We start from the raw sequence: 12819 nt of genomic DNA, 5'->3' as shown, positions 1-12819 counted from the left end.
GCTGCCGGCCGCGCACCCGTTCCCGATCCGGCAGCCCCCGATCCGGCCCATTATTCCTAGTATTTAGATAGGAGACACCGGGATCGATCAAGAATCCCGGCGTTTCGGGCACGCTCCGTCGCGGTCCCGCCCTACCGTGGCACCATGACCGACGACACCCCATGGGAACCACCCCTGGCCGGCGACGAACTCGGCCACCTGACCGGCATGCTCGACCGGCTCCGCACCACGTTCCGCTGGAAGGCCGACGGCCTCGACGCCACCCAGCTCGCCACCGGTCTCGGCGCGTCCACGCTCACGCTCGGCAGCCTGCTCAAACACCTCGCCGCGGTCGAGGCCATGACGTTCACCTGGAAGCTGCACGGCACCTCCCCCGGCTCCCCGTGGGCCGACAGCTCACACGACTGGACCTTCACCTCCGCAGCCGGCGACACACCCGAGCAGCTCTACGCCCACTGGGACGACGAGGTCCGCAGGTCACGCGGCCGACTCGCGTCCGCGCTGGCCACCGGCGGACTCGACCAGTCCGCCCACATCGCGTCCGACGACGGCGAGCACGCCTCCCTGCGCCGGCTGATCTGCGACCTGATCGAGGAGTACGGCCGGCACACCGGCCACGCCGACCTCCTGCGCGAATCCGTCGACGGCCGCACCGGCGAGGACCCACCCCCGGGCTGGCGGGCGACCTCCGGCGACTCCCCGGTGGGCTGCGAACCCTGAGATCAGCCTCGGAGAGCGTAGTCATGGCCTGATCAATTTCAGTTGAGTCACAATCGACGCTATCCGCGCCGGATAACGTCGTTGCTACTCCACCCGCCACTGTGGATGAACGACCGATGGGCATATGTGGTGATTTCGGGCATTACTGGCGTGATGCGACCTCGCTGATTTTCTATCGGGTCGCCTTGGGCCCGACATTTCGAGATATTGGCTGCTTCGCGGTCCGGTTGCGTCTTCGCCTCCGGAGGGCCTCGGTCTCCGGGGAAGGACGTAGGGACCGGCAGCACCGCGGACCGGCAGCACCGCGGACCGCTGACTGGCCGCCTTTCGTGAGCGGCACGGATGGGGTTTCGCTGGCCTGACCGCCTGCGGTCTGCGCGACGCGCACGCAGAAGAAGCACAATTGGTTTCACGGACCGTGAGGCTTACTCAGCGGGGCGAGCAGACGCCGCGTCGCCGCGGGCCAGCGTTGTCGGCGCGCAACGCGCTGATAACCCTCCGCGACCGAAAGTCGATCACGTGTCGCAAATCGTTGTTGTCCGGCCCTTTCAACAACGATTTGCGACACGTGATCATCTTGGGGAGCCACGGCCGGTGTCTTTATGGCGATATTTCGGACGGGGTTTGGGTCGTTAAGGCGATTCCCGTTGTTGATCACCGGATTAACGGGACCTCGCCGATTAGCGAGATCTCGGCACGTCGCTCGGACGAATCGCCTGCTGCCGTCCCGGAACGCGATTCCTTTTCGGTCGAAGATGCCCGGCGGAACGACGGAAAGGCCGCGACCGGCGGCTCTCGCCGGTGATTTCAGGAGATGTCGGGCACGGAGCGCCCGACTGCTTCGCCGACACCCCGAGGAACATCGGCCGGCCTTCCGGCCACGTCCCGCACCGGCGGCGGTCGGTGTGCACACACGCAGCCCGCACAGCCCGCGGCGCAACGGCACGCGGTGTAAACACCGCATCAGCCGGCCAGACCACGACCGGCCAGACCACGACCGGCCAGACCACGACCGGCCAGACCAGACCGCGGCAGGCCAGACCACGGCAGGCCAGACCACGACGGACCAGACCACGACCGGCCAGACCACGGCAGGCCAGACCACGGCAGGCCAGACCACGGCGGGCCAGACCACGACAGGCCGGACCGCGGCGGGCCAGGTCAGGTCGGGCGGTGGGACAGCGCGCGGCGTGTACGGCGCGGCGCCGGGAGGAGGGTGGGCGGTGTCAGGAGTGGGGTGGGCGTCGGGGGCGGGGTGCGTACCGGCGAGGGTGGGGGTTGGGTCTTGGGGGTGGGAGGGGTGGAGGCATAACAGCTTGGCCATACCGCGGGGCGGGAGAACGGGCTGGGCTGCGGTGATGCGGAGTGGGGGGTGTGAGCGGGATCGACCGGGCCTTGTGCGGCGGGCGGGGATCGCGTATCCACGCATCTAGATCGCGCAATCGGAGTGTGGCCCGCGGTGGCGCGGGTGAGAGGGGACGATCGTGCGCAGACGCTCAGACCACAGGGGACGGAGGGTGACGGCGGGAGCGGTCGCCCTCATGCTCGGCACCAGCATGTTCGCGGTGCTGGAGAGTGATCCCGCGCCGGCTCGCGCGGGGACGTCGATGCGGGACTCGGCGCCGCAGGGCGACACCGAGCACGTGCACCTCAGCCTGGACCTGGACAATCGCGGTGGCGTGGTGACGCCGGACGCACGGCAGCGCGGGGCCGCGCCGGACGCGCGGTTCAACGCGCTCGGCACGCCGCGCGCGGAGGGGCCGGGCACGCTCGCGTCCGGTCTGCCGGCCGACCCGGTCGCGGCCGCGCGGGCATACCTGAAGGACAACGGGTACGGGCTGGACCCGGCCTCGGTCGACGCGATGGACGTGATGCTGACCCGCGCGCTCGGCGACGCCACCGTCGTCACGCTGCGGCAGCGCTACGGCACGCTGCCGGCGGGCTTCGACGGCCTGGCGACGCTGCTGGTCAAGGACGGCACGATACTGCGGGTGACCGGCTCGCTGGCGCGTGACACGTCCGCGCCGGAGCCGGCCACGATCGCTGCCGAGGCCGCGGTCGCGACCGCGCTCGCGGACGTCGCGCTGCCGGCCGGCACGGAGACGAGCGTGCGGACCGTGGCGGTGCCGACGCCGGCGGACGGGCCGCGGACCGCGTTCGAGGTGACCGCGACGTCGACCGCGGGCACGCCGGTCGCGGTGACGACCTATGTGGACGCGCGCACCGGCGGGATTCTGGTGCGCGAGGATCTGGTCGACGCGGACTCGGACAACCCGACGTGGGCGGTGTTCCCGTCCACGCCGAACCAGCGTAACCAGCGTGCGCTGTGGTGCTTCGAGCCGAAGCCGGGCTGTTCGAGGACGGTGGCGACCGCGGACACCGGCGCGCCGTGGGACGTCGACCCGACGACCGGCGCGCCGACGTTCACCACGCGCGGCAACTCCGCGACGAACACGGTCAACTGGGGTGGCGGGATCGCGCCGTTCCCGGCCACGCCGCGCGAGGACCGCAACTACACGTACCCGTTCACCGATCAGTGGAACGACGCGCGGTGCGACCCGGCGGTCTACACCTCGCCGGAGCGCAACGACGCGGACGCGGCCGTGACGAACCTGTTCGCGATGCACAACCGGATGCACGACTGGTCGTACCACCTGGGCTTCACCGAGTCGGCGTGGAACATGCAGCTGGTCAACACGTCCGGGGCCGGGCTCGGCGGCGACCCGGAGAACGGGCGGGCGCAGTCCGGCGCGCTGAGCGGCTCGCGGAACAACGCGAACCAGTCGACGGGGCGGGACGGGTTGCCGCCGGTCACGAACATGTACCTGTGGCAGCCGATCGCGGGCTCGGCGTACCCGCCGTGCGTGGACGGCGACTACGACATGACCGTGATCGGGCACGAGTACGGGCACGCGATCACGAACCGGATGATCGCCGGGCCGGACACCGGGATCGGCTCGGTGCAGGGCGGCTCGATGGGTGAGTCGTGGAGCGACCTTCTCGCGATGGAATACCTGTACGAGAACGGGCTGCGCGCGGCCGGCGACACGCCGTTCGTGACCGGGGCGTACGTGACCGGCAACAACACCAACGGCATCCGCAACTACGACGCCAGCCGCAGCCCGCTGAACTACTCCGACGTCGCCTACGACATGGTCGGCCAGCAGGTGCACGCGGACGGCGAGATCTGGAGCGCGACCCAGGTGCGGCTGCGCAAGGCGTTCCTGCACCGGTACGGCGACGGCACGCCGGACCTGCAGAAGCGCTGTGCGGACGGCAAGGTCGACGCGTCCCGCTGCCCGGGCAACCGGCGCTGGATGCAGCTGATGTTCGACTCGTTCCTGCTCCAGGCCGGCAGCCAGTTCAGCATGCTGGACATGCGCGACAACATGCTCGCGGCGGACCTGGCCCGGTTCGGCGGCGCGAACCAGAAGCTGATGTGGGACGTGTTCGCGGAGTCCGGCATGGGGCGCGACGCGACCAGCGGCCCCTCGGACGCGCAGCCGGTGCCGAGCTTCGCCTCGCCGCACTCCCGGAGCGCGACCGTGACCGTGAAGGCGTCCGCGCCGGTGCAGGTGTTCGTCGGCCAGTACGAGGCGCGGGTCACGCCGATCGCGGACACCGACCCGGCCACGCCGCTCGGCGACACGTTCGAGATCGTGCCGGGCGTCAAGTTCGACTTCGTGGCGACCGGCGCGGGCTACGGGCACCAGCGGCTCTCCGCCTCGTTCCGCCCGGGCCGGGCCGACACGCTGCGGGTGGATCTCAAGCCGAACCTGGCCTCGGCCGCGTCCGGCGCGACGATCACCGGGCCGGGCGTCAACCTGGACAGGCTGATCGACGACACCGAGGCCACGAACTGGGCGTCGCTGACCGGCGTGACCGGGCAGGCGCTCACGGTCGACCTCGCGGGCGACCAGCGCCGCGTGATCACGTCGGTGAACGTGAGCGCGCTGCTGCGCCCGGCGATCACCACGGACGCGGACCCGGCGAACCCGCAGAACCGGTTCTCCGCGCTGCGCTCGTTCGCGGTCTGGGCGTGCGACGCGACCCGGGGCGCGGACTGCAGCACGGACGCCGGGTTCCGCAAGGTCTACATCAGCCCGCCGGACGCGTTCCCGGCCCCGAACTTCCGGCCGAACGCCCCGTCACTCAACCTTCGCACGTTCCGCATCCCGCCGACGCAGGCCACGCACCTGCGCCTCGAGGTGCGCGACAGTCAGTGCACGGGCAACCCCCGCTACGCGGGCGAACAGGACAACGACCCCGCCGCGGGTACGGACTGCGCCACCAACAGCGCGTTCCGTGACCAGGTTCGGGTGGCGGAGTTCCAGGCCTACGGACGGTGACTCGTACCCCCTCTCCCGGTCATGATTTTGATCTTTGCCGGGAGAGGGGGCGGCCTGCGACGCACTCCTCGACAGGGGCGGGCCCCTCGCCGAACCGAAGAAACCGCGGGAGTAGCGGGCACGGTCCGTAGCTGGGAGAACACTCCACACAAGAAGGACGGGCGGCAACAAAACGTCATTGGGTGGGCGCTAGGCTCGCAGCCCCCGGCTGTCGCCGGAGGGCGGGGCGTGGCGAAGGAGCGGGATGTGATCGAGCGCGGAGCGCCGCTGCGGCCGGGGGATCCGGAACGCATCGGGCCGTATCAGGTGCTCGCGCGGCTCGGGGCCGGGGGCATGGGCGTCGTCTTCCTGGCGAACGACGGTGGTGGGCGGCCGGTCGCGATCAAGGTCGTGCACGCGGAGATGGCGACGGACGACGAGTTCCGCAACCGGTTCCGGTCCGAGGTGGCGCGGGTCCGGCAGGTGCCGCCGTTCTGCACGGCCGAGGTGCTCGACGCGGATCCGGACGCGACCCGGCCCTATCTCGTCACCGAGTTCGTGGACGGGCCGACGCTCGCGGCCGAGGTGGCCCAGCGCGGGCCGCTGAGCACGTCGAACCTGCACGCCGTGGCGATCGGGGTGGCGACCGCGCTGACCGCGATCCACGAGGCCGGCGTGATCCACCGTGACCTGAAGCCGCACAACGTGCTGCTCGCGCCGGGCACACCCAAGGTGATCGACTTCGGTATCGCGCGGGCCTGGGAGTCGACCACGCAGCACACCCGCACCGGGCAGATCGTCGGCACCGCGAACTACATGGCGCCGGAACGGTTCGACGAGTCCGGCGGGCAGACCGGGCCGGCCGCGGACGTGTTCGCCTGGGGGTGCGTGGTCACGTTCGCCGGGACCGGGCGGGCGCCGTTCCACGCGGACTCGCCGCTGGCCACGTTCGGGCGGATCCTGACCCAGGAGCCGGAGCTGGGCGCTCTCGACGGGCCGCTGCGGCAGCTGGTGCAGCGGTCACTGCGCCGGGATCCGCGGGAGCGGCCGACCGCGCGGGAACTGTTGGACCTGCTGCTGCGCGGCGGGCCGGCCCGGACGCCGCAGCCGGTGGAGGCGCTGGACGAGATGCCGGCGCTGCGCACCGCGGCGATCGAGGTGCAGGCCACGCCGGGGCCGGTGTCACCGCCGGTCTTCACGCTGCCGACGGAGACGCCACCGGAGTCCGCGTTCGGGCCGGCCGGCCCGCCGCCGGTCTTCGCACCGCTCTCGGCGGCACCGGCCGGCCCGGCGTTCGGCCCGGCCTCGGGACCGCCTTACCCTCCCGCGTCGGGACCGCCTTACGGGCCCGCGTCGGGACCGCCGTTCGACCCGGCGACCGGGCAGCCCTACGGCCCGACCTCGGCGCCACCATACAGCCCGACCTCCGGGCCGCCGTATGACCCGGCATCGGGGCCGCCGTTCAACCCCGCCACCGGACAGGCCTACGATCCGGCCGCCGGCCAGGCCTTCGCGCCGGGCTCGCCGCCGCCGTTCCGTCCCGTCTCCGGCGCACCGTTCGCGCCGGGCCCCCCACCGCCGTTCGACGCGGTGCCGGGACACCCGTCCGACGCGGAGGACCGCACGCTGCACCTGCGGACCGGCCCCGGCACCGCGCCCCCGGCCGGCCCCTGGCCACCATCACCGGGATCGCCGCAGTCCCCCGGCACGCCGCTCGGTCACGGCGCGCCGCTCGGGCACGGCGCGGAAGCGATGTCCTGGGGTACTCCCCCGCCCGCCGGCCCCGCACCGCGCAAGAACCGGGGTGGCCGGGTCCTCGCCGGTGTGCTCGTCGCCGTCCTGCTGCTGGCCTGCGTCGCCGGTGGCGGCCTGCTCGCCGCGCACTCCAACGGCGCGTTCAGCGGCGCCGGGGACGACCTCGCCGAGGCCCCGGCCACGTTCGACGCCGTACCCCCGTTCACACTGCCGAAGGGCAAGCCGCTCATCGCGGACGCGCTGACCAGCGCCGGGCAGTGGAACGGCACGTACATCGTGGACGAGGAGGACTCGAACTGCGACGTGCGGGACGGCGCGCTGCGCGTGCAGCGGGTGACGCCCGGGTCGTACATCTGCGCCGGACCGGAGAAGACCGTCGAGGGCGACCACACGATCGCGGTCACCGGCACGATCGAGAAGCCCGGATCCTGCCTCGGCATCTGGCTGTTCTGGGAGGTCCCGCGCAGCTACCGGCTGACCGCCTGCGAGACCGCGTTCCGGTTCGAGGTCGACCGCGAGGACGGCACCGGCTACGCGATCCGCGAGTTCCCGCTGGACGAGCCGCTGCCGCTGAACGAGCCGCTGCGGCTGCAGGTCGCGGTCGAGGACGGCACGGTCCGCTTCGGCCACGACGACATCCTGATCGGCGAGGCCGACATGCCGGAGGACGACATCACCGAGGGCGCCGCCGCCGCGATCGGCATGATAAGCGCCCCCGGCGACGACAACCCACCGTACGGCGCCTACTTCAACGACGTCGAGGTCCGCACCCTGGACGACTGAGCGCCGACCGCGCTCCCCGCCGGCAGCAGGAGGTGCTGCCACCCGGCCTCCGGCTCACCGTCGTACGCGGCAGCGCTGGGTGACGGTCACGTCCGGGTCGCTCTCGGAGGTGGCGGTCAGAACCACCTCGGCGGTACGGGCGGCGCCGCGCGCCGCGTCGACCGCGACCGTCACGGTGGCCGGGGCGCCGGAGCGGGCGGCCGTGACGGCGTTCGGCAGTTCGGCGCGCCAGCCGCGGCCGTCGACGGAGGCGGAGAGCCGGTAGACGTCGGAGCCCAGATACGCGGAGGCGTCCTCGGGATGGGTGCCGCCCGGCACGTACCGCCCGGTGCTGGTCAGGGTGAAACCGCACGTGGCGGGCGTGGTCTGCCGGCCGGGGGACAGCGTGGCGCCGTGCGTGGACGCGCCGGGGCCGTCGAGCGAGCGGACCGCCACCGTGTACGACAAGACCCGCCCGGCCGTCCGCGCGATGTCGAGCACGTAGAAGTGCAGCCGGTTGGCTTCGTCGACGTACTCGTAGGAGCTGCCGGACCGCGTACCCGCGTGGAAGAGGGCGTCGGACAGCTGCCGGTAGTCACCCATCGTGATCATCTGCGGGGTGCCGTCCGGGCGGATGAAGTCGACCATGCCGATGTCGGCCGGGTGCGCGTCGACCACCCACTGGAACGGCGCCCGGTCCTGGTCCTTGGTCTTGCTGATCAGCACGCCGTGGTCGGGCGTGAACGAGTCCGCGCCCATCCGGTCGACCACCTCGACCGTGTAGTTGTCGTAGCCGCCGCCGTCGCAGGAGAGGTCCACGGTCACGGAGCAGGCCGGCGACCGATCATCGTCCAGCGCGATGGTGAGGCCGTTCAGTCCCGGCGTGGCCACGGCGCGGGCCGTCACCCGCGCCACGACGAGACCGGAGAGGGCCAGCTCCTCGCGGGACAGCCGGAGCACCTGGTCCTCGCCGATCAACTCGATCTTCAGCTTGTCGCGGATCGTGTGCAGCGAGCCCATCGAGCCGCCGTTGACCGGGGGGATCTGCCAGCGCGTGTGCGGACCGCCCGGCCCGTTGAACGAGCCGCGCGACATCATGCTCCACGGTCCCGTGTAGGAACGGCGCAGCGGCGTACCGTATGGATTGTTGTAGTTGTCGCCGATGTTCAGCAGGTGGCTCAGCTCGTGGGCGTAGACGGCCTGTCCCGAGCTCTCCGCCTGGGTCGACGATCCGCCGCCCGCGTTCGGCCAGATCGTGGCGGCCGACGCCCAGGACGTCCACGGCACGTAGCGGGTCGCGGCCGAGTTCGGTAGCGCGGGGCCGGGCGGGCCGAAGTCCTCGGTGACCGCCTCCGGCCCGGGGAACCGCATCTGGCCGAACTCCTGCCACGTGGACGACTCGTCCTGACCGGCGGAGAGGATGAACACCAGCTCGAAGTCGTCGGCGACGGAGCCCACGTCCGCGCGCCACGCGCCGAGCCCGTCCGTGCGCAGGTTCCGGTCGCAGGTCTCGCCGTCCGGGCACGCGCCCGGGTTCATGTCGTTCGTGATCCCGTACTGGTGGGCCGGGTGCGGCATCTCGTACACACCGAACGCGGTCAGGTCGACGCCGTACCGGCCGTACGAGTCCTCCATCCAGTACTCGTGCAGCGTGTGCCCGTGGTTGAGCGTCCCGGGCGTGTTCAGGAAGTCACGGTAGAACGCGGGCACGTCCGCGCGGGCGATGCCGGACGCGCTCGGCTGCGGGTTGCCGAAGACCGTGGAGTGCGGCGCCTGGGTGACCACGAACGGCTGGTCCGGATAGTCCAGCGTGACCAGCGCGATCCGGAAGTTGCGCTCCGAGCCGGTCGCCGGCCAGTCCGCGCCCGGGATGGGGACGTAGTCGCCCCACGTCATCGTGTCCGGGTTCTCCCAGCGCTGCGGGTCGAGGAACGTGGAACGGATCGGCGGGCGCGGCCCGGACGGCGGTGGCGGGCGCCACGATCAGGGACAGGGCGAGGGCCGCGACGATCGCACCGGCCGTCCGGGAACGCTTCATCCGCTTCTCCAGGGCTCGCGGGGTCTTTCCGTGACTAACTGATCAGTCAGGCGGCAGGTTGCAGTGCCGGTGCGGCGGCCTGACCCCGGCGGGCGAGCAGCGCGTCGAGCGAGAACGGGCCCGGGCCGAGCACCGCGATGAGCAGGAACGCCCAGCAGAACAGCGCGGCCGACTCGCCACCGTTCGCCACCGGCGCGAGCGCGTCCGGCTGGTGCACCACGAAGTAGGCGTAGGCCATCGAGCCGGAGCAGAGCAGCGCGGCGACGCGGGTGCCGAGGCCGACGACGACCAGCGTGCCGGCGATCAGCTGAATCAGCCCGGCATACCAGCCCGGCCAGGTGCCGGCCGCGATCGCCGCACCGGTCCCGCGGCTGCCGCCGAACAGCCCCAGCACGGTCGCGGAGCCGTGCACCGCGAAGATCAGCCCGACGACGACCCGAAACAAAATGGTAACGGGCACGGACAGTCGCTCGAACATCATTTCTCCTTAGCATCAGATCGGTTACCCACCGCGATCTCCACAGGGTGCCATAAACATAGATGCAAGTCGATATCATGAACCCATCAGCGCATGCGAAAGAGCAGATCAAGAGCTTGATCTTCCCGCCCCCGGCGCGGCCCAGCCCCGCATGCTCCCGCCGGCACTGAGCCGACCCCGGGGACGACCCCGGACCCCGATCTTCCCGCCCCCGGCGCGGCCCAGCCCGCATGCTCCCGACTCCGTTGCCCATTCGGCATCGGAAGCCGCGAGCCCTGCCCGGAGACCGGAAGCATCAGCCCGAAATTTCGCATTATTTCCGCCATAGCTCGGACAGCGTCGAGCGGAAGCCGGCGCCGTTGGTTCCGGGCAGGTGCCGCGGCAGCGGCCCGCGGGCGGGGGCGCACGACCCGTACCCGCGGAAATGGTTTGTGGGTCAGGTCGTGGGTGTCGATGATGCGGGGATGGCGAAGACGCGACGGGCCGACATGTTCACCGCGGACGGGCGGCCGTCGGACGATGATCCGCGGGAGCACGGGCCGACGGCGGCGGACGAGCGCACCACGCTGGCGGAGTCGCTGCGCGTGGCCCGGCTGACCGTGGAGATGAAGTGCGCCGGGCTGGACGCGGCCGCGATGGCGCGGCGCAGCGTGGAGCCGTCGACGATGTCGCTGCTCGGGCTGATCCGGCACCTCGCGGATGTCGAGCGGGCCACGTTCCGGGTGCTGCTGGCGGGCGAGGACGCGCCGCGGCTGTTCGGCACGGACGACGACCGGGACGGCGACTTCGACGGCGCGGTGGCGGACCCGGCCGTGGTCGCGGAGGCGTGGGCGGCCTGGCGGGCGGAGGTCGCGTTCGCGGAGGAGTTCGTGGCGCGGGCGCCGAGCCTGGACGTCACCGCCGACGACCCGGACAACCGGCACGGCAGCGGCGGCGGGTCACTGTCCCTGCGGGACGTGCTGATCGGCATGATCTACGAGTACGCCCGGCACGCCGGCCACGCCGACCTGCTGCGCGAGCGCATCGACGGCCGCATCGGGCAGTGACTATGGTGTCCGGCATGTCATCCGACGAGATCGTGCTGCGGCTGGACCGCGCGACCGCCGAGACCCTGTGGACCTCGCTGTACTCCTCGGGCGAGCACATCGCGGCCGGGGCGCTCATCCCCCGCCCGACCCGCGACGAGTCCGAGCGCCTCGGCGCGGTGCTGCGCGACCTCGACCACGGGCTCGGCCGCCGCTGCTCCCCGTACTGCGACCACCTTCCGGCGGCGTAGCCTTCTCCGGCATGCGACTCAGCGTGCTCGGTGCGTGCGGGGCGTGGCCGCGCGCGGGTGACGCGTGCAGCGGTTTCCTCGTCGAGCAGGACGGGTTCCGGCTGCTGCTCGACGCCGGTTACGCCACGCTGCCGCGGCTGCTGGAGCGGATCTCCGCCGAGGAGGTCGACGCCGCCTTCATCAGCCACGGCCACCCGGACCACTGCGCCGACCTGAACCCGCTGCTGCGCGCCCGCGCGCTCGGCGGCCACGATCCGGCGCCGCTGCCGGTCTTCGCCCCGCCCGGCGCGCTGGACGCGGTCCTGGCGCTGGACCGCCCGGGCATGCTGGACGACGCCTACGTGCTGCACGAGCTGGAGCCCGGCGCATGCTTCGAGATCGGCCCGTTCCGCGCCGAGACGCGGCTGCTGCCGCACTGGGTGCCGAACGCCGGTGTGCGCCTCTCCGCCGCCGGCCGCACGCTCGCCTACACCGGCGACTCCGGCCCGTCCGAGGAGATCGCCGCGCTCGCCCGCGACGCGGACGTGCTGCTCGCCGAGGCCTCCTATGTGGACGACGTGCCCGAGGACTCGCGCCACCACCTGTCGAGCGCCCGAACCGCGGCCCGCCAGGCCGCCCGGGCCGGCGTCGCCCGCCTGCTCCTCACCCACCTGATGCCCGGCACCAGCCCCACCGCGGCTCTCGCCGCCGCCTCCACCGAGTTCACCGGCCCCGTCGACCTGGCCGCCGCCGGCCTGACGCTCGACCTCCGCTGACCGCCCGACCGCCGCCGACCGCCCGACCGCCGCTGACCGCCCGACCGCCGCCGACGCTCGACCGGCCCTGACCGGTCACTCTCCGGCAGCGGACAGGTGACGGTGGCGGACAGGTGACGGTGGCGGCCGCCGGTTCCAGGGGCGCCGGTTCCGGGACGGGCGGCTGGCACCGGCCCGGCTCGGCGGCGACGCCACCCGCCTCACGCTCCCGGACGGCACGCCGGTGACGACCGTGTCCGTGCCGCTCGGCGAGCTGATCGCGGCGCAACGGGCCAGCGGCGCGCCGGACGTGACCGCGTCCTCCAGCGAGATGGCCGCGCTGCGGCACGTGCTACCGGCCGCTTCGATGCTGCTGGAGTGGCCCGCGCTGCGCCGGTTCGCGGTCCGGCGGCTGGCGCGCGTCCGCTTCCCGGCGCAGCCGCAGCCGCGCGCGCACTCGTGGGGCCACGCACGGATCCGCTGGGCGGACGGGACGGTGCGCGAGGGCTGGCTGCGGGTGGGCGAGGCGCAGGGCTACACCGGCGCGATGCCGGCCGAGATCGCGCGCCGCCTGCCGGCCGGCGAGGGACGCCCGGGCGCGCGCACCCCGGCGGCCCTGTTCGGCCCGTCCCTGGCCGAGTCCTGCGGCGGCGAATACCTGCTCCCGGAGCCGGCCGGGCCGATCGGCCGTCCACATTAGAGCCGATGCGGTGTAGGGTCGCGGGGAC

At 72.5% G+C, this 12819-nt stretch carries 9 protein-coding genes; 7 read left to right on the top strand and 2 right to left on the bottom strand.

What is annotated here, in order from left to right:
• The first annotated feature begins 144 nt into the window (after nucleotides 1-144).
• The 3 genes from J2S43_RS14120 (at nucleotide 145) to J2S43_RS14110 (ending at nucleotide 7586) form a co-directional block, all read left to right on the top strand.
• Nucleotides 145-720, top strand: a complete 576-nt coding sequence (locus tag J2S43_RS14120) for a mycothiol transferase (protein WP_306829475.1) — start codon at nucleotides 145-147, stop codon at nucleotides 718-720.
• 1517 nt (nucleotides 721-2237) lie between these two features.
• Entirely contained in the window at nucleotides 2238-5069 is a 2832-nt protein-coding gene (locus J2S43_RS14115) for a M36 family metallopeptidase (protein WP_306829474.1), read from the top strand.
• Between the two features lie 246 nt (nucleotides 5070-5315).
• Nucleotides 5316-7586, top strand: coding sequence for a serine/threonine protein kinase (locus J2S43_RS14110; RefSeq protein ID WP_306829473.1), 2271 nt, complete (start codon nucleotides 5316-5318; stop codon nucleotides 7584-7586).
• 54 nt (nucleotides 7587-7640) lie between these two features.
• Here J2S43_RS14110 and J2S43_RS14105 read toward each other — a convergent pair whose 3' ends face one another.
• Nucleotides 7641-9461 (bottom strand): M6 family metalloprotease domain-containing protein, encoded by a 1821-nt coding sequence (locus J2S43_RS14105; RefSeq protein ID WP_306829472.1) that lies wholly within the window; start codon nucleotides 9459-9461, stop codon nucleotides 7641-7643.
• A 188-nt stretch (nucleotides 9462-9649) separates the two neighbouring features.
• The gene (locus tag J2S43_RS14100; RefSeq protein WP_306829471.1) at nucleotides 9650-10084 is read right to left on the bottom strand and encodes a DoxX family protein; all 435 of its coding nucleotides are present in this window, start codon (nucleotides 10082-10084) and stop codon (nucleotides 9650-9652) included.
• Nucleotides 10085-10545: 461 nt separating this feature from the next.
• Between J2S43_RS14100 and J2S43_RS14095 the strand changes: the two genes are divergently transcribed.
• The 4 genes from J2S43_RS14095 (at nucleotide 10546) to J2S43_RS14080 (ending at nucleotide 12791) form a co-directional block, all read left to right on the top strand.
• Nucleotides 10546-11127, top strand: a complete 582-nt coding sequence (locus J2S43_RS14095) for a mycothiol transferase (RefSeq protein ID WP_306829470.1) — start codon at nucleotides 10546-10548, stop codon at nucleotides 11125-11127.
• Between the two features lie 14 nt (nucleotides 11128-11141).
• Complete coding sequence (locus tag J2S43_RS14090) at nucleotides 11142-11357, top strand: hypothetical protein (protein ID WP_306829469.1); 216 nt, start codon at nucleotides 11142-11144, stop codon at nucleotides 11355-11357.
• A gap of 11 nt (nucleotides 11358-11368) precedes the next feature.
• The gene (locus J2S43_RS14085) at nucleotides 11369-12112 is read left to right on the top strand and encodes an MBL fold metallo-hydrolase (RefSeq protein ID WP_306829468.1); all 744 of its coding nucleotides are present in this window, start codon (nucleotides 11369-11371) and stop codon (nucleotides 12110-12112) included.
• A 223-nt stretch (nucleotides 12113-12335) separates the two neighbouring features.
• Nucleotides 12336-12791, top strand: a complete 456-nt coding sequence (locus J2S43_RS14080) for a saccharopine dehydrogenase family protein (RefSeq protein ID WP_306829467.1) — start codon at nucleotides 12336-12338, stop codon at nucleotides 12789-12791.
• The last annotated feature ends 28 nt before the right edge of the window (nucleotides 12792-12819 follow it).

Source organism: Catenuloplanes nepalensis, from assembly GCF_030811575.1.
Classification (GTDB): domain Bacteria; phylum Actinomycetota; class Actinomycetes; order Mycobacteriales; family Micromonosporaceae; genus Catenuloplanes; species Catenuloplanes nepalensis.
Note: the sequence above shows the minus strand (reverse complement) of the source record. Positions and strands in the feature narration are given on the sequence as shown.